A 17451-nucleotide genomic window follows, 5' to 3' on the forward strand; every position below is an offset into this window, starting at 1 on the left:
GTGGTCACCGTCACCGACGAGAACGCATCGCGGATCCTCGTCCACGACGCCCACGCCGCCACCCCCACCACCGCCTTCGCCCTCTCCCGCCTCGCCGACCCCGACACCCTGCACCGCACCCCCATCGGCGTCTTCCGCAACATCGACCGCCCCGTCTACGACACCCTCATGGCCGAACAACTCGACACCGCGATCGAGCGCTACGGCAAGGCCGACCTGGGAGCCCTTCTCACCGGCACCGATACCTGGACCGTCGCCCGCTGACAGACGCCATGCGGTGGGGGCCGGCCGTCACTCCCCGGCCAGGGTCTCCAGGAGCCGGGCCGCGAAGCGGGTCGGGTGTTCGGCGCAGCCCACGTGGCCGCCCGGGAACTCCGTGAAGGCGGCGCCGGTCAGGGCCGCCAGGCGGGTCGCCGGGCCGTACAGGGCGGGGATGTCGCGGGAGTCCTCGCCTGCGGCCAGGACGAGGCGGTCGGCGGAGGTGCGGAGGGCGGGCACGTCCGGGGTGCCGGCCGTGAACGGGTACAGGACGTGTTCCAGGAAGAACGGCTGGTTGGCGTACATGCGCGGCGCCATCTCCAGGATCTCCGGCGGCAGTTCGGCCGGCTGCGCGTCCCGCTCCGGGGCCCCGCCCAGGCCCTCGCCGAGGCGGGCCGTCGCCGCCCCCGCGCCCTGCGTCCGCATCAGCTCCCGTACCTCCGCGAAGAGCGCCCGGTACGGTGCGGGGTCGTCCAGGACCTCCACCAGCGGCGGCTCGTGCGCCACCAGCCGGCGCACCCGCTCCGGGTGGCGGGCCAGCAGCCCGAGCGCGGCGACGGCGCCGGCGCTGCACCCGAGGACGTACGCCGGCTCGCCGGGGGAGACCAGGTCCAGCACCCGGCGGGCGTCGTCGGCCCAGTCCTCCACCCGCTGGTCGCCGGCCGGCCCGTCGAGCGTGCTGCGGGACTGGCCCCGGGGGTCGTACGAGACGACGGTGTACCCCGCGGCGGCCAGCGCCGGGGCCGTCCCCGCGTACAGGCCGGCGTCGGCCCCGCCGCCGGGGATCAGCAGGAGTACGGGGCCCTCGCCGCGCCGCTCGTAGTACAGCGTGGCGCCGGGCGCCTCCAGCGTGCCGGTCGTGAACTCGTGCGCGGTCGTGGTCATCGGGCTTCCCCCTCGTTCGGTGACGGCCAGTTCGCCAGGGCCACGTGCAGGGCGTCCAGCCCGCGCGCCCAGGACTCCCGCACCTCGCGGGAGTGTCCGAAGGCGCCGCTCAGCTCCAGGTGGACGTAGCCGTGGAAGGTGCTGCGCAGCAGCCGGGCGGCGTCCGTCAGGTCCGGCTCCTCCAGCCCGTAGGCGCGCAGCATCCCGTAGGTCAGTTCGACGCTGCGCAGCAGCCCGGCCGAGCCGGCCACCTCCTCCGGGTCGAACCGCATCTGTGAGGCGGCGTAACGGCCCGGGCGTTCCAGGGCGTACTCCCGGTAGGCGTCGGCGAACGCGACGAGCGCGTCCTTGCCCGACCGCCCGGCGACGGCGACCGCGATCCGCTCGGTCATCTCCTCGCCGGCCAGCAGCGCCACCCGCACCCGCAGGTCCCGCAGACCGCGCACGTGCGAGTACAGGCTCGCGTCCTTGACGCCGAACCGCCGCGCGAGCGCGGACAGCGACACCTTCTCGATCCCGGCCTCGTCCGCCATCTCGGCGGCCGCCTCCGTGAGCCGTGCGGCGTTGAGTCCTGCGCGCACCATACGGCGCCTCCCCCTGCGATGGCCTGGCTAGTTGCTCTAGGTCTAAACCTAGAGGCTCTAGGTTTCAGTTGTCCACACGGATTCCGGCTGCGGTCGGACGGGTGCCCGTCTGCGTGGCGTAGTCGCGCAGGGTGATGTTCTCGGCGGTCTTGCGGGCGATCCTCGCGGCCATGTCCTTGCCCGGCAGGTAGGGCATGACCTTGTAGTAGCGGTTGAGGAGCGCCACGAGCAGCCTGCTCCGGGGGACCATCATCTTCGCGACCCCGTCGCCCATCTTCTGGCAGCCCTCCGCGTACGCCCGCATCTCCCGCTCGTACGCGGCGAAGGCGGTGCGGTGGTCGCCGCGCGCGGCGGCGAGCTCCCCGGCCAGGACGTACGCGCCCACCAGCGCGAGCCCCGAGCCCATGCCCGACAGGGACGAGGGGCAGTACGCGGCGTCGCCGACCAGGGCGACCCGGCCGCGCGACCAACTGTCCATGCGGACCTGGCCGACGGAGTCGAAGTAGAAGTCCGGGGCGTGGCGCATCCGCTCCAGCAGGTGGTCGCTCTGCCAGCCGTTGCCCGCGAACCGCTCGGTGAGCAGCGCCTGCTGGCGCGTCACGTCCCGGCGGTCGAGGTCCAGCAGCGGCGAGCCGAAGTAGAAGACGCCCTTGGCCTCCGTGTTCCCGCGGGCGCTGTACATCGCCACCATCCGGCCGGGGGTGACGTAGGTGTGCCCGGTGCGGTCGAGGCCGAGGTGGTTGGCGGTGGTGAAGACCGCGCAGTAGACGCCGAGGTGCTTCACGTAGCGCTCCTCCGGCCCGAAGGCCAGGCTCCGGGTGCGGGAGTGGAGGCCGTCGGCGCCGACGACCAGGTCGAAGCGGCGGGGGGCGCCGCGCTCGAAGGTGACGTGGACCCCGTCGGCGTCCTCGGCCAGGGAGGTGACGGAGTCCCCGAAGACGTACTCGGTGTTCTCCTTGGTGGCGTCGTAGAGGATCCGCGCCAGGTCGCCCCGGAGCACCTCCAGGTCCCCGGCGAACAGGTCGGCGGGGAGCTTCGCCAGCGGCTTGCCCGCGCCGTTCACGTACGACATGGAGCCGGTGCCGGTGCGGGCAGCTTCGAGGGCGTCGAGGATGCCCATGCGGCGCAGCACCGTCAGGTGGGCCTCGCCCCGGAAGTCGACGGCGTAGCCGCCCTCGCGCAGGGCGGGGGCGCGCTCGACGATCGTGGGGGCGAAGCCGTGGCGGTGGAGCCAGTAGGCGAGGGCCGGGCCGGCGACGGAGGCGCCGGAGATCAGGACGGTGGTCTTGCGGGCGGCGGCGGTGCCGGCGGTGGTGTTCGTCATGGGGCACAGCGTGCGCGGGGGTGCTCACCGCGCGCTCACCGCCGGCTCACCTCCGGCGTGAGCGGAGGGGTGAGGGCGGGTCGCGCCGCCCGCGCGTGACGTGGCACACACCGATTCTGGTCATGGTGCCACGTATGTGCCATAGTGGCGCCATGGATCTGAGGCCGTACGTAGAAAACCTCCGGCACGAGCTCGCCGTCGCCGCCGACGCGGGCGGCGACGAGGCCCGCGCCCTGGCCGGCCGGCTCACCGCCCCCCTGGAGTCGGCCACCCGGCTGACCCTGCTCAACGCCCTCTCCGACGCGATGGACGAGGTCACGCGGGACCTGGCGCCGGGATCGGTTTCCGTACGGCTGCGGGGCCTGGACCCCGAGTTCGTCGTGGCCGTCCCGCAGGCGGAGCCCGCGTACGACGAGCGCCCGGCCGCCCCGGCCGTACCGTCGGCCCCGGTCCTTCCCGAGGGCGAGGAGGGCGGGACGGCGCGCATCAACCTCCGCCTGCCCGCGCACCTCAAGGCCCGCGCCGAGGAAGCGGCCGGCCGCGAGGGGATCTCCGTCAACTCCTGGGTGGTCCGTACCCTGTCCGGGGCCCTGGCCGAGGCCGCCGCCGAGCAGTCGGCGGGGCTGCGGCGCACCCGGGCCGGACAGAGCTACACCGGCTGGGTGCGCTGACCGGCGCCACCCGGCCGCTCCCCGTACCCCCTCGTCCGCCGGACCGGCGGGAACCCGCACCACGTCATGAGGATCGGACCGTCATGCTTACCTTCGAGACCCCCGCACCGATCGCCCTCTCCGTCGAGATCGACGTGGGGTCGGTCCGCCTCACGGCCGGCGAGCGACCGGACACCGTCGTCGAGGTCCTCCCCGCCGATCCCGCCGACCCGGACGACGAGCGCGCGGCCCGGGAGTGCCGGGTCGACCACGCCGGCGGCACGCTGACGGTACGCGGCCCCAGGAAGCGCCTCCCGTTCGGCAGGGTCGGCTCGGTCGACGTGTGCGTCGGACTGCCGGCCGGCTCCCGCGTCCGCGCCGCCACGGGGGTGGGCGCCCTCGTCCTGGACGGAGCCTTCGGCGCGTGCGTGCTGAAGTCCGGCGCCGGGGACATCCGGGTGGCCGAGGCCGGCCCGGTCGAACTGCGCACCGGCCACGGCGACGTCCGCCTGGACCTCTGCGCCGGCGACGCCGAGGTCCAGGGGGCGGGCGGGATCCGCATCGGCCGGGTCGACGGCACGGCGACCGTCAAGAACCTCAACGGCGACACCGAGATCGGCGAGGTCACCGGAGACGTCCGGGCGAAGAGCTCGAACGGCTCCATCACCGTCGACCGGGCGCACGGCTCCGTCGAGGCCAAGTCCGCGAGCGGCGCCATCCGGATCGGCGAGCTGGCCCGCGGCAAGGCGGACCTCCAGACCGCCGCCGGCCGGATCGACATCGGCATCCGGGTCTCCGTCGCCGCCTGGCTCGACGTCACCTCCCGCCTGGGCAAGGTGCACAACACCCTCGGCCCCTCCGAAGGACCCGACGGCTCCGACGGCGTCGTCGAGGTCCGCGCCCGCACCGGCCTGGGCGACATCGTGATCACCCGCGCCGCGTGACAGGGCCTTAGCGGGCGGCGGGGACCGGGTTGTCCAGGGTGAGGGCGGTGCAGCGGACCCCGCCGCCGCCCTTGCGCAGCTGCGTCGTGTCGAGTTCGACCACCGTGCTGCCCCGCTCGCGCAGGGTCGCGGCGAGCCGGGGGGCGCCGGTGGTCATCGTCACGGTCGTGCCGTCGCTGATCAGGTTGAGGGCGAAGGCCCGGGCCTCCTCGGTGTCGACCTCTATCAGGTCGAGCCCCAGGGAGTGCAGCACACCGACGCTCTCCGCCTCCAGCGCGCCCGGGTAGTAGGCGAGGGTGCCCTCGTCGATCACGGCCACGGCCAGGTCCAGGTCGTACCACTCGTACCCGGCGGTGCGCAGCGGCACCACCTGGTGGCCGGTCAGGTCCGCCAGGACGTCGTGCATCCGGCGGTCCGTGCGCTGGCCGTGGCCCGCCAGCAGCAGGTCCCCGCAGGCGAGGGCGTCGCCCTGGCCGCTGAAGGAGTAGGGGGCGTCGAACACGTCGATGCCGTTCTCCTTCAGCCAGGACCGGAAGTACGGGATCTCGGCGGCGCGGGCGGCCGGCGGGTCGCCCAGCACGGCGCGGTCGCCGCACACCCAGGCCCCGTTGGCCGTGTACACCATGTCGGGGCACTCCGGCGCGGACGGCATCCGGCGGACCGTGCGGCCGGCCGCGAGGTGGGCGGCGGCGATCGCGTCGTGCTCGGCGACGGCGGCCCCCGCGTCCGGCTGGACGCGGGTGTCCATGTACGGGTTGATGACGTAGTCGATGCGGAAGTGGGTGGCATCGGACATCAGCAGTTCGGTGTTCATCCATGGGCTCCAGGGGCGGGGTTGAGGGGCCTCGGGTGGTCGGACTGGTCTGGACGGTGGCAGAGCCGGGCGGACCGGAGCGGAACGGAAGGCGACGGCCAGGTGGCCCCGGACGCGCTGCCCGGGGCCGCCGCCGGACGCCGGGCGCGGCTACCGGCCGTGCCGGGCCCGGTCCCGTCGCCGGGCCACCGCCGTGCCCGGGTCCTTCGGCTCCCGCGGGTCAGGGGCGGCGCCCGTCCGTCCGGCGGCCCGGGGGTGACCGCGGCGCGGGCGCCGTCGCCGCGTCCGAGCATGGCAAGGCGGGCCCCGACGGGGCAACGCCCACGGGCTCCCTGTCCCGCCGGCGGGACACCCCGGCCCACCCCCTCCGACTCCGGAGGACGCGCCGAGCCGCCCGCTACCGCGTCCCACAAGCCGCAAAGCCTCCCCGGCACCGCCCGTACACGGGCACCTCGACAACGACACGGGGACACCTCCCGGCGGGAGCGGGCGCATGGCGGCGCGGTGCCGTGTGGCCCGGGGCATGTCCCGGCGGTGGCGGGTGCATGGCGGCGCGGTGCCGTGTGGCCCGGGGCACGTCCCGGCGGTGGCGGTCGTATTCCGGCGCGGTGCCGTGAGGCCTGGGGCACGTCCCGGCGGGAGCAGGCGCATTGCGGCACGGCGCCGTGCGGCCCGGGGCACCTCCCGGCGGTGGCGCGGGCCGCCCGGTCGTGCGGGCGAACACGCCGCCCGGTCGTGCGGGCCAACACGCCGCCGGGTGCGGGGGGTTGCGCGGGCGGCCGCCGCCGCGGCCGGAGGCGGAGGCGCGCCCTTTCGCGCGGGGGACCTCCAGCCGCCGGTCACCCCGTCGTGCAGGGCGTCGCGAACACGGCGTCGGGGGCCGGGCGGCCCCGGGGCCCTGGCGGGGTGTCAGGTGTGGGCCGTCACCGCGGCGATGACGTCCTCCGGCAGGCCCAGCAGGCGCAGGGAGGCCGGGGCGGTGCCGCCCACCACCGCTGCCGCCGACGCGGCGGCCTCCGCGTAGCGGGACCGGGCCGTCGCCCGGTCGCCGTTCGACTCCGCGACCCGGCCCAGCCCGGCGAGGGCCCGGACCCGGCTGCCCGCGCTCTTGATCCAGTGCGGGTCGATCCGCTCCAGGGCCTCCGCGTACAGGCGTTCGGCCTGCGCCGGGTCCCCGTCCCGCAGGGCCAGGTCGGCGAGCCCGCGCAGGGCCCCCGCCAGGGCGGCGGAACCCCCGGCGCGGCGGGCGAGGGCCGCCGCCCGGGCGTAGTCGGCGCCGGCCGCCGCCGGGTCCCCGTCCACGAGGTGGTCGCCCCGGTTGACCAGCAGGTCGGCGCTGTCCTCCAGGGCGCCGAGCCGCCCGGTCAGCTCCAGGGCCTGGTCGGTGAGCGCGACGGCCCCCGCCCGGTCGCCGCGCGCCGCCGCCATCCCGGCGAGCGCGTCCAGGACCAGGGCGCCGCCCCACAGGTCGCCGGCCGCGCGGAAGCCCTCCAGGGCGGTGGTGAAGGCCCGTTCGGCGCCGGCCGGGTCCCCCTGCCCGAGGGGCTCGAACCCCGCCACGTACGAGGCCGCGCCCCGCACCCACGGCTCGGCGGAGTCCCGCTGCGCTGACACGAGCGCGAACGCCCGCAGCGGGTCGGCCTCGGAGGCGTTGCGCATCATCCACAGCAGCAGCACCACCGGGTAGCGGCCCACCCTGCCGCCCGGCCACGCGGCGGCCAGCAGCTCCTCGGCCCGCGCCCGGTGGCGCCGCCACAGCGCGTGGCCGCCGGGCCGGGCGGCCGCCAGCAGCACGCAGGCCACGTACTCCTCGCCCAGCCCCTCCGCGGGCGCGTCCCCGAGGGCGTCGAGCACCGCCGCGGCCTGCGCGGCGACCGAACCGGACATCCCGCGGATCGACAGGTACGCGCAGGCCGACGCGAGCAGTTCCAGGGCCGTCCCCCACCGGCCCTCCTCCACCGCCCAGCGCACCGCGGCGAGCAGCTCGCCGTGCTCGGCCGCCAGCACCCCCAGCCACTCCAGCTGTCCGGCGCCCCGCAGGTGCGGATCGGCGGCGCGCACCAGGTCCAGCACGTACGCGGCGTGGGCGGCGCGCACCTCCCGGCCCTCGCCCGCCTCCTCCAGCCGCTCGGCGCCGTACGCGCGGATCGTCTCCAGCATCCGGAAGCGTCCGCCCGCGAACTCCAGCAGCGACTTGTCGATCAGCGACTCCAGGGTCTCCCCGTCGGCCCCGCACACCCCCAGCGCCGCAGGACCCGTCGCGCCGCCCGCGAAGACGGTGAACCGCCGCGCGGCCCGCTGCTCCTCGCCGGAGAGCAGCTCCCAGCTCCAGGCGACGACCGAACGCAGGGTGCGGTGCCGTCCGTCGGCCGTGCGGCCGCCCCGCGCGGCGGCCATCCCGAGCCGGTCGTCCAGCCGGCCCGCCAGGTCCTCCAGGTCCATCGTGCGCAGCCGGGCGGCCGCCAGCTCGATGGCCAGGGGCAGGTTGTCGAGGGCCGCGCAGATCCGCTCCACCGGCCCGGGCCCGGCCGTGAAACCGCGCCGGACGGCCGAGGCCCGTTCGGTGAACAGGCGTACGGCCGCCCCGTCGTCGAGCGGCCGTACCGGCCAGAGGTTCTCCCCGATGACGGACAGCGGCTCCCGGCTGGTGGCCAGCACCCGCAGCCGGGGGCAGGCCGCCAGCAGCCGGGCCGCCAGCTCCGCGGCCTCCTCGACGAGGTGCTCGCAGTTGTCCAGGACGAGCAGCAGCACCCGGTCGGACAGGGCCATGGCCAGCCGCTCGACGGGACCCTGGCCCGGGCCCCCGGCCTGGAGCCCGTTCTCGCGCAGCCCGAGCGCGCCCAGCACCGCCTGCGCCAGGCCGGAGCCCTCGCGCAGCGAGGCGAGTTCCACGAAGCACACGTCGTCGCAGGCGAGCCCCGCGACCTCCACCGACAGCCGGGTCTTGCCGACACCCCCGGGCCCGACCAGCGTGACCAGCCGGGCCACCCGCAGCAGTCCGACGACCTCGTCCACCTCCGCGGCCCGGCCGACGAAGGAGGTCAGCTGCGCGGGCGGCGCGGCCTGCGCGGGGGAGGGGGCGGGGTCCAGCAGCTCCCGGTGCAGCGCGACCAGTTCGGCCGACGGGTCGGTGCCCAGCTCCTCGGCCAGGTGCCGCCGCGTCGCCTCGTACACCACCAGCGCCTCGGCCTGCCCGCCGTCGGCGAACAGGGCCCGCATCAGCAGCCCCGCGAGCCGCTCGCGCAGCGGATGGCGCCCGACCAGCTCCCGCAGCTCCGGTACGGCCGCCCGGTGCCGGCCGAGCCGCAGCCCGGCCTCGATCCGGTCCTCGACCGCCCCGAGCCGGCCCTCCTCCAGCCGTACGGCGACCGCCCGCGCCGTGTCGCTGTCCACCGGGTGCGCCAGGTCCGCAAGCGCCGGCCCGCGCCACAGGCCGAGGGCCTCCTCCAGCAGCGCCTCCGCCCGCGCGGGATCGCCTTCACCGAGCGCGGCCCTGCCCTCGCGGGCCAGCCGTTCGAACCGGCAGGCGTCCACGTCCTCGGGGCCGACGACGGCCCGGTAGCCGGCCCCCGACCGCTCGATCAGCGCCGCGCCCAGCACGGCGCGCAGCCGGGACACCTGGGACTGGAGGGCGTGCGCCGACATCGCCCCGTCCGGGGCGATCTCCTCGGCGAGCCGCTCGGCGGACACCGTCTCGCCGGGGCTCAGCAGCAGCAGGGTCAGCAGCGCGCGCCGGGCGGGGCCGCCGAGCGGAACCTCGGAGCCGTCGTCGCGCCGTGCCAGAGTCCCGCCCAGGATGGAGAACCGCATGCGGCTGATTATCACCCGTCATGATCACGCCAGACCCCGCCGGTTCCGGACCGGCCGCCGGGTGCCCACAGGCCGGTCACCGGCCGGGTCGGCCGAGCGGTCGGCCGAGCGGGTCAGCCGAGCGGGCCGAGCCAGGTGCCGCCGGAGACGTCGACGGTCTGGCCGGTCATCCAGCGCCCCTGCGGCCCGGCCAGGAAGCCGACGACGTCGGCGACGTCCTCCGGCTCACCGAGCCGCCCGAGCGCGGTGATCGACTCCAGCGCGGCCACCACCTCGGGGACCGCCGTGTAGCCGGCGGTCAGGTCGGTCCGGACGGCGCCGGGCGCGACGGTGTTGACGGTGATGCCGCGCCGGCCCAGCGCGTTGGCCAGGGTCGGGGCCATCGACTCCAGGGCCGCCTTCGTGATGGTGTAGCCGATCTGGCTCGCGACCGCGAAGCGGCTGGCCGTGGAGCCGATGTTGACGATCCGGCCGCCGTCGTTGAGCAGCGGCAGCGCGCGCTGGACCACGAACAGCGGGGTGGTGACGTTGACCGCGAGCAGCCGGGCGAACTCCTCCTCGGTGAGCTGCTCGACCGAACTGCCCGAGCCGATCCCCGCGTTGTTGACGAGGACGTCCAGCCCGCGTCCCGCCAGCCCGGCGGTCAGGCCCTCGAACAGCGCGTCCACCGCGCCGTCCTCCCCGAACCGGGCCCCGACGGCGAACGCCGCGCCGCCCGCCTCCTCGATCCGCGCCACGGTCTCCTGCGCCGCCTTCCCGTCGGTGCCGTAGTGGACGGCGACCAGGGCCCCCTCGGCGGCCAGCCGCAGTGCCACCGCCCGGCCGATCCCCCGCGAACCGCCCGTCACCAGCGCCGTCTTGCCGTTCAGCGTGCCGCCCATGTCCCGCTCCTCGTCCACCGGCCGGGCCCCTGGCGGCCCCGGCGATGGACACACCGTCGCCCGGGCCGCTCACCGCGTGCTCACCGTCCGCTCACCGCTCCCGGTCGAGCCGCAGTGGTGTCACGGTGGCGCCTGCATGGAGTCACCCCGTTCTAGGCGTAGTTCGGGGCTACCGCGGGAAACATGTGCCCGGTTTCGATGACCTTTGGCCCCATGTGGCACATCGATGACGTCAGGTAGTGCGCCTATGTGGCTCCCTCTAGCGCCATTCATGTGCCATAGTGGCGCCACGGGTCGGGCTCGTGCCGTACGGGACCGCTCCTCCCTCGTCCCTTCCCCGCCGACCAACGGGAGTCTGTTTCGCCATGGCCACCTTCCTTTACAAGACGGGCCGGTTCGCCTTCCGGCGGCGGGGCCTGGTGACCCTGCTGTGGCTCGCCGTCCTGGTCGCGGTCGGCCTCGCCGCCTCCACCGCCCCGCCCCCGCCGGCCGACACGTTCTCCATGCCGGGCACGGAGTCGCAGCAGGCCTTCGACGTCCTCAAGGAGAAGTTCCCGGCCGCGAGCGCGGACGGCGCCACCGCCCGCGTGGTGGTCCGCGCGCCGGCCGGCCGCAAGCTCTCCGACCCCGACCAGAAGCCCAAGGTCGAGGGACTCGTCGCCGCCCTCGCCAAGGCGCCGGACGTGGTCGCGGCCTCCGACCCCTTCCAGACCAACGCCGTCAGCAAGGACGGCACCACGGCCTACGCCGTGGCCACGTACAAGGTCTCGGCCCTCAAGCTGACCGACGAGGCGCACGACGGCCTCGACGCGGTCCTGGAGAAGTCCCGGGCCGACGGACTGACCGTCGAGTCCGGCGGTGACGCCGTCAAGGTCGAGGCCGCCATGGGCGGTGCCGAGGGCATCGGCATCCTCGTCTCCGCCGTGGTCCTGCTGCTCACCTTCGGCTCCCTGGTCGCCGCCGGCATGCCCCTGCTCACCGCCGTCATCGGCGTGGCCGTCGGCAGCGCCGCCGTCACCGCCCTCGGCAGCACCCTCGGGCTCTCCGCCACCACCGCCACGCTGGCCATGATGATCGGCCTCGCGGTCGGCATCGACTACGCCCTGTTCATCATCTCCCGCTACCGCGCCGAGATGTCCGAGGGCCGCGACCGCGCCGACGCCGCCGGCCGCGCCGTCGGCACCGCCGGCTCGGCCGTCGTCTTCGCCGGCCTCACCGTCATCATCGCGCTCGCCGGACTCGCCGTCGTCAACGTCCCGATGCTCACCAAGATGGGCCTCACCGCCGCCGGCACCGTCGCGATCGCCGTGCTCATCGCGGTCACGCTCGTCCCCGCGCTCCTCGGCTTCGTACCCGTCAAGGTCATGCCCCGCCTGGAGCGCAAGGCCATCTACGGCAAGCCGCTCACCGCACGCCAGCAGCGCAAGGCCGACCGGATCGCGGCGCGGCGCGGGCCCAACCTCGGCACCCGCTGGGCACAGTTCGTCGTACGCCGCCCCCTGCTGGTCCTGGCCGTCGGCGTCCTCGGCCTCGGCGCCCTCGCCGTGCCCGCCGCCAGCCTCCAGCTCGGCCTCCCGGGCGAGGGCACCATGGCGGTGGACACCACCCAGCGCAAGGCCTACGACATGCTGTCCGAGTCCTTCGGACCCGGCTTCAACGGCCCGCTGACCGTCACCGTCCAGGCCAAGGACGCGGCCGCCGCGGCCGGCACCGTCGGCAAGGAACTCGCACAGGTCAAGGGCGTCGCCGCGGTGACCCCCGCGGTGCCCAACGCCGCCGGCGACACCGCCGTCATCACCGTGGTCCCGGCCTCCGGTCCCACCGAGCACGAGACCGAGGAACTGGTCACCACCCTCCGCGGGATGGCGGGCGGCATCGAGGCCGACACCGGCTCCGAGATCCTGGTCACCGGCCAGACCGCCCTGTTCATCGACTTCTCCCGCACCCTCGACGACGCGATGCTGCCCTACCTGGGCCTGGTCGTCGGCCTCGCCTTCCTGCTCCTGGTGCTGATCTTCCGTTCGCTGCTCGTCCCGCTCAAGGCGGCCCTCGGCTTCCTCCTGTCGGTCTCCGCCGCCCTGGGCGCCGTCGTGGCCGTCTTCCAGTGGGGCTGGCTCGCCGACGTCCTCGGCATCGAGCAGCCCGGCCCGATCATGAGCACCCTCCCGATCTTCATGATCGGCGTGGTGTTCGGCCTCGCGATGGACTACGAGGTCTTCCTCGTGACCCGGATGCGGGAGGCGTACGTCCACGGCGCCGGGCCCACCGAGGCCGTGGTCACCGGATTCCGCTACGGCGGACGGGTCGTCAGCGCCGCCGCGATCATCATGACCAGCGTGTTCTCCGGCTTCATCCTGGAGACGAACGACTTCGTGAAGATGGTCGGCTTCAGCCTCGCCGCCGCCGTCCTCTTCGACGCCTTCGTGGTCCGCATGGCCCTGGTCCCGGCCCTGTTCGCCCTCCTCGGCAGGTCGGCCTGGTGGCTGCCGCGCTGGCTCGACCGGCTGCTGCCGAACATGGACGTCGAGGGCGAGAAGCTGAACCGGCAGCACTCCGTCACGATCGCGAAGGGCGGCCCGGCGGCCCCGCACCCCGCCCACCGCCGCGAGGACCAGCACGACTACTCCGTCTGAGCCCCGCACCCGCACCCGCACCCGCAGCACCGCGACCGCGCCCGTACACCGGGGGATCCGATCCTCCGGCGTGCGGGCGCCGCCGCTTTCCGGAGAAAAGCCGTGGCCCCCGCCCGACGGCCCCGCATAGGCTCCCTGCCGCCCGTACCGCCGCCCCCGTCCCGAGGAGCCCCGTGGCAGCCGGCACCAAGATGCACGCCGACGAGGCCGACACCGACGAGTCCCTCGTCGGCGCGCTGATCCGCGCCCAGTTCCCGCAGTGGGCCCACCTTCCCGTCAGCAGGGTCGCCTCGGCCGGGACGGACAACGCCATGTACCGGCTCGGCTCCGGCATGGCCGTGCGCCTGCCCCGGATCCCGGGCGCCGCCGCCGACGTGGCCAAGGAGAACCGCTGGCTGCCGCACCTCGCCCCGCACCTGCCGCTGGCGGTGCCGGAGCCCCTGGGCCAGGGCGTCGCCGGCGAGGGCTTCCCCCACCCGTGGTCGGTGTACCGCTGGCTCGACGGCGAGAACCTCTTCGACGAGCCCGTCACCGACCTGCGCGAGGCCGCCGTCGGACTCGGCCGCTTCGTGGCGGCCCTGCGCGGGGTCGACGCCGCCGGCGCACCGGTGTCCTTCCGCGGCGGACCGGTCGCCACCCGCGACGAGGGGGTCCGCGCCGCGATCCGCGACCTCGGTGCGGACGGGACGCACGACGCCGACACCGCGACCGCCCTCTGGGAGGAGACCCTCGGGCTCCCGCAGTGGGAGGGCGCCCCCGTCTGGCTCCACGGCGACCTGCTGCCGGGCAACCTGCTGGCCCGGGACGGCCGGCTGCGGGCCGTCATCGACTTCGGCGGAGTGGGCGCCGGAGACCCCGCCTGCGACACGATGGCCGCCTGGACGCTGCTGACGGCCGAAACCCGCGAGCCCTTCCGCGAGGCGTGCGGGGCGGACGACGCCACCTGGGCCCGGGGCCGCGGCTGGGCCCTGGCCTTCGGCCTCACCGCCGAGCACTACTACCGCGAGACCAACCCGGTCCTCGCCGCCGTCGCCCACCGCACGACGGCCGAAGCCCTCGCCGATTTCCGGGGCACCGCCCGGGCCCGCCCCTGACCGCTCCTCGGCCCGGCCGGACCCCGACGGGACCGGGCCGGGACACGTCTCAGTACCGCTGCGAGCCGTTCTCCGTGTCGAACGTGTAGAACCGGTGGTGGTCGAGCATGTCGGCCGGGGTCACGTTGTTCCACGGGCTCAGGACGGACCGCAGGTCGACCACGTTCGCCGTCCGGGTGGCGGGCAGGTAGCCCGACTTCGGGTTCTTCGCCTGCCACTCGGCCCACAGCTTGTCGATGAAGGCGTGGTGCAGCCAGAACACTGGGTCGTTGGGGGAGGCGGCGGAGGTCATGTGGCCGCCCACCCACACGTGCACCCGGTTGTGCAGGTTGACGCCCCGCCAGCCCTCCAGGTGGTTGCGGAAGCCGTTCGAGGCGCTGTTCCAGGGCGCGGAGTCGTACACCGGCATGGCGATCACGGAGTCCACGTCGGCCCGCGTCGGCAGCTGCGGGGTCCCGGAGCCGAGACCGCGCCGCAGGTAGGTGCGCCGGTCCACGCCCACCGTCAGCGGCCACTTGCCGCCCTGGTAGGCGAAGGGCCCGTCGAGGACCTGGCCGTCGCGGCCCCGGCGGGTGCCGCCCATGAAGTCCGAGGCCCACAGCGAGGAGTTGGCCGTGCGGTCCGCGGTCCAGTCCCAGTAGGGGAGCGAGACCTTCGGGTCCACCCGCTGGAGCGACGCCTCGAAGTCCAGCAGGAACCGGCGGTGCCAGGGCAGGAAGGAGGGGCCGCGGTGGCCGATCCGGTCGCCGAAGTCGTCGTCGTTCATGAGGAACCAGTTGTGGGCGTTGACGTACCGGTCGTAGATGCCCGTCCGCTTGAGTTCCAGCACGGCGTTGACGAACGCGCGCTTCTCGTCGGGGGTCAGCGTGGCCTGGTTCTTGCGTACGGTGGTCACAGCTTGGCCTCCTTCGGGGCGAAGGGGACGAGGTCGGCGCCCTGGAGCTCGCGGACGGCGGCGCGGGCCGCCGAGATCGGGTCGGGGAAGGTCTCGTAGTGGTTGACGACGGTGACCCAGGTGTTGTCGGCGTTGCGCATGAGGTGCAGCTCGTTGCCGTCGATCTTGACGACGGGCATCCCGACCCCGTGGTGGCCGCCGGAGCCCACGGTGATCTGGATGCGGTGGCCCTCGTAGGTCTCGTCGATGGTGCCGGTGGGTATGGACATCGGCGCGCCCGACGCCCCTGCCGCACCGGACGGGCCGGCCGCCGGGGCGGCGGCGGGGTCCTTCTTGGACGAGCAGGCGGCCAGTCCCAGGGCTGCGGCGACACCGGCGCTGAGCCCCAGCGCCTGCCGGCGAGTGATCTTCTTCATGGCCTGAATAGGTACCAGAAGTCCTTGAACGCTCGATCATTGGCCCGCACACCGAACGTCACCGGGCAGGACGGAGCGCAGGTGGACGCGGTACGGCCACGGCTCATCTTACGTGGCCATGACAGCACCTTCCGGCCAGCCGCCGTCCCGGCGTGTCGCTCAGGACAGGCGGGTCCAGCGCTGTGAGGCGTCACCGTCGCACGAGGCCGTCACGAGCCCGCCCGCCATGGGCAGGTCGAGGCAGCCGCCGCCGAGGTCGGAGCGCAGGGTGCCGCCCGAACCGGTGCGCCACACCCGGCCGATGTCCTGGGCGCAGTCGCCCACGAACACGGCCTGGCCCAGCCCGTTGGAGTACAGGCACTGGCCGGACTGCTCGTTGACGAGCTTGAAGCTGCCGTCCGGCCTGCCGCGTACGGTCCACCGGGCGCTCGCGTCACCGCAGTCCCCGTGGTCCGATGACCCGAACACCTGCGTGATGCACTGGCCGTCGGCGCCGTTGCGGTAGCGGCCGGTGCCGGAGGAGGGCGGCTGGGGCGGCGGGGTCTTCGTGGACGACCCCCCGCCGGAGGGGCCCGCACCGCCCGCGGCGTCACCCGTACCGGGGGCCGGGCCGGTGCCCGTACCGGGTCCCGTTCCGGGTGCGGGACCGCTTCCGGTGCCCCCGTCCTGCCCCGCGCCCCCGGGGCCCTGGCCGGCCGGGCCCGCGCCGCCCGGGGACGGTGCGCCCGCCTGCGGGGCAGCACCCGACGGTGCGGCGCCCGAGGCCGACGGACCCGCCGAAGCCGGGGCCGGGGCCGACGGCCCGCCCGATGCGGGGACGGAGGCCGGCGGGGTGCCCTGCGGCGCGGCGCCCGCGTCCGCCTTCGCGGGCGGCGAGGAGGCGAAGGGCAGGTGCTGGATGGCGAGCGTCGTACCGCTCGCGACCACGACCACGGGGACGACGGCGAGCAGCACCCGGGTGCGCCGGCGGCGCCCGGCCGGCTCAGTCCGCCCGGCAGGCGCCTGCGCCCCGGCGGCAGGCTCCGGCTCCCCGCCCTCCTTCCCGCCCAGCGGCAGGGTCGGTACGTCGACCTCCTGCACCCGCGCCGCGAAGGCGGCCCGCTCCGACAGCAGTGCGGTGACGGCCGCCGGCCACGGCGGACCGTCGCCCGTGACGTGCCGGGAGGCCCGTTCGAGCAGCTCGGCGGCGCTGGGTCGGTCCGCGGGATCCTTGGCGAGGCAGGCCCCGACCACCTCGGCGAGCTCCGCGTCCAGCTCCCGCAGCGACTCCAGGCCGGGTTCCTCGTGCACGATGCGGTACAGCACCCCGTGCCCGGACTCCTCGCCGAACGGCGGCCGCCCGCACGCCGCGTACGCGAGGACCGACCCCAGCGCGAACACGTCGGTGGCACCGCTCAGGCTCCGCGCCCCCGAGGCCTGTTCGGGCGCCATGTACGCGGGCGTGCCCACGACCATGCCGGTCCGGGTCAGCCGGCTCTGCTCGGCCGCCCGGGCCACCCCGAAGTCGATGAGGGTGAGCCCGTCGAGGGTCAGCATGACGTTGGACGGCTTGAGGTCCCGGTGCACCATGTCCAGCGCGTGCACCGGCGCCAGCCCCGCGGCCGCCTCCCGCAGCAGCAGCCACAGCGAGCGCGCCGGCAGCGGGCCGCCGTGCACGTCGAGGGCCTCGCGCAGGGTGAGCCCGGGTATGTAGGCGGTGGCGAACCACGGGGGCCGCGCGGTGCGGTCGCTGGCGAGCAGCGGCGCGGTGGCCCCGGCGGGCAGCCGCGCGAGGTTGTCCAGCTCGTGCCCGAACCGCCGTACGAAGTCCTCGTCCTCGCCGACGACGGAGGCCAGCAGCTGCTTGACCGCGACGTACCGGCCCTCCGAGACCCCCAGGAACACCCGGCCCATACCGCCGGCCCCGAGCCGCCCCACCAGCGCGATCGCCCCGATCCGGCGCGGATCGTCCGCCTGCAGCGGCTCGGCCCCGCTCCCGTCCAGCTCCACCACGTCAGCCCCAAGGGGATCGAGATCAGTTTTCGGAAAACTACCCGATGCCCCCCCGCCGCGACAGCCGCTCCCGAGCCTACTGCCGCCCCGCGCACGGCAGTTCGCCCCGCCCGGTCCCCAGGACACGGCCCGGGCCGGCCGGAACAGCGGGCGGGTCCCGGTGCTGCGGCCGCAGCACAGAAGGTGTGGACGAGTTCCGCGCACACCGCCGACTTCGGGATCCTGCTCGCCCGGACCGACCCGCAGGCGCCCAAGCACCGGGGGCTCGGTT

General features: G+C 75.3%; 13 protein-coding genes and 1 pseudogene. 5 read left to right on the forward strand and 9 right to left on the reverse strand.

The annotated features are described in order from the left end of the window. A pseudogene (locus AB0F18_RS32985) lies at positions 1-264 on the forward strand (2-oxoacid:ferredoxin oxidoreductase subunit beta); the annotation flags it as partial. A 27-nt stretch (positions 265-291) separates the two neighbouring features. Here AB0F18_RS32985 and AB0F18_RS32990 read toward each other — a convergent pair. From AB0F18_RS32990 to AB0F18_RS33000, 3 genes are all read right to left on the reverse strand, one after another. Continuing rightward, positions 292-1143 carry an alpha/beta hydrolase gene (locus AB0F18_RS32990; protein WP_362067330.1) on the reverse strand — a complete coding sequence of 284 codons (852 nt, stop codon included), beginning with the start codon at positions 1141-1143 and terminating at the stop codon, positions 292-294. Beyond that, positions 1140-1727: a TetR-like C-terminal domain-containing protein gene (locus tag AB0F18_RS32995; RefSeq protein WP_362067332.1), complete on the reverse strand. Its 588-nt coding sequence runs from the start codon at positions 1725-1727 to the stop codon at positions 1140-1142. The genes AB0F18_RS32990 and AB0F18_RS32995 overlap by 4 nt, the downstream gene beginning before the upstream one ends. A gap of 64 nt (positions 1728-1791) precedes the next feature. Beyond that, positions 1792-3051, reverse strand: coding sequence for an FAD-dependent monooxygenase (locus AB0F18_RS33000; protein WP_362067334.1), 1260 nt, complete (start codon positions 3049-3051; stop codon positions 1792-1794). Positions 3052-3203: 152 nt separating this feature from the next. Between AB0F18_RS33000 and AB0F18_RS33005 the strand changes: the two genes are divergently transcribed. Further along, positions 3204-3722 carry a toxin-antitoxin system HicB family antitoxin gene (locus tag AB0F18_RS33005; RefSeq protein WP_362067336.1) on the forward strand — a complete coding sequence of 173 codons (519 nt, stop codon included), beginning with the start codon at positions 3204-3206 and terminating at the stop codon, positions 3720-3722. 83 nt (positions 3723-3805) lie between these two features. Further along, positions 3806-4645, forward strand: coding sequence for a DUF4097 family beta strand repeat-containing protein (locus AB0F18_RS33010; protein ID WP_362067338.1), 840 nt, complete (start codon positions 3806-3808; stop codon positions 4643-4645). A gap of 7 nt (positions 4646-4652) precedes the next feature. Here the strand turns inward: AB0F18_RS33010 and AB0F18_RS33015 are convergent, their stop codons facing one another. The 3 genes from AB0F18_RS33015 to AB0F18_RS33025 all read right to left on the reverse strand — a co-directional run bounded on the left by AB0F18_RS33015 (position 4653) and on the right by AB0F18_RS33025 (position 10150). Further along, positions 4653-5459, reverse strand: a complete 807-nt coding sequence (locus tag AB0F18_RS33015) for an amidinotransferase (protein ID WP_362067340.1) — start codon at positions 5457-5459, stop codon at positions 4653-4655. A 909-nt stretch (positions 5460-6368) separates the two neighbouring features. Continuing rightward, the gene (locus tag AB0F18_RS33020; RefSeq protein ID WP_362067342.1) at positions 6369-9269 is read right to left on the reverse strand and encodes a BTAD domain-containing putative transcriptional regulator; all 2901 of its coding nucleotides are present in this window, start codon (positions 9267-9269) and stop codon (positions 6369-6371) included. A 113-nt stretch (positions 9270-9382) separates the two neighbouring features. Further along, positions 9383-10150, reverse strand: coding sequence for an SDR family oxidoreductase (locus AB0F18_RS33025; protein WP_362067344.1), 768 nt, complete (start codon positions 10148-10150; stop codon positions 9383-9385). 365 nt (positions 10151-10515) lie between these two features. On the opposite strand from AB0F18_RS33025, the gene AB0F18_RS33030 reads away from it, so the two are divergent. Both AB0F18_RS33030 and AB0F18_RS33035 read left to right on the forward strand, forming a co-directional pair. Beyond that, positions 10516-12783 carry an MMPL family transporter gene (locus AB0F18_RS33030; protein WP_362067346.1) on the forward strand — a complete coding sequence of 756 codons (2268 nt, stop codon included), beginning with the start codon at positions 10516-10518 and terminating at the stop codon, positions 12781-12783. A 173-nt stretch (positions 12784-12956) separates the two neighbouring features. Continuing rightward, positions 12957-13877 (forward strand): aminoglycoside phosphotransferase family protein, encoded by a 921-nt coding sequence (locus tag AB0F18_RS33035; protein WP_362067348.1) that lies wholly within the window; start codon positions 12957-12959, stop codon positions 13875-13877. Between the two features lie 49 nt (positions 13878-13926). Here AB0F18_RS33035 and AB0F18_RS33040 read toward each other — a convergent pair whose 3' ends face one another. From AB0F18_RS33040 to AB0F18_RS33050, 3 genes are all read right to left on the reverse strand, one after another. Continuing rightward, the gene (locus AB0F18_RS33040) at positions 13927-14772 is read right to left on the reverse strand and encodes a tyrosinase family protein (RefSeq protein WP_362067350.1); all 846 of its coding nucleotides are present in this window, start codon (positions 14770-14772) and stop codon (positions 13927-13929) included. Next, complete coding sequence (locus AB0F18_RS33045; RefSeq protein ID WP_362067352.1) at positions 14769-15188, reverse strand: tyrosinase family oxidase copper chaperone; 420 nt, start codon at positions 15186-15188, stop codon at positions 14769-14771. Before AB0F18_RS33045 ends, AB0F18_RS33040 begins: the two co-directional genes overlap by 4 nt. A gap of 159 nt (positions 15189-15347) precedes the next feature. After that, positions 15348-17180, reverse strand: a complete 1833-nt coding sequence (locus AB0F18_RS33050; RefSeq protein WP_362067354.1) for a protein kinase — start codon at positions 17178-17180, stop codon at positions 15348-15350. Positions 17181-17451: the final 271 nt, after the last annotated feature.

Source organism: Streptomyces sp. NPDC029216, from assembly GCF_040648015.1.
In the GTDB taxonomy this organism is placed as follows: domain Bacteria; phylum Actinomycetota; class Actinomycetes; order Streptomycetales; family Streptomycetaceae; genus Streptomyces.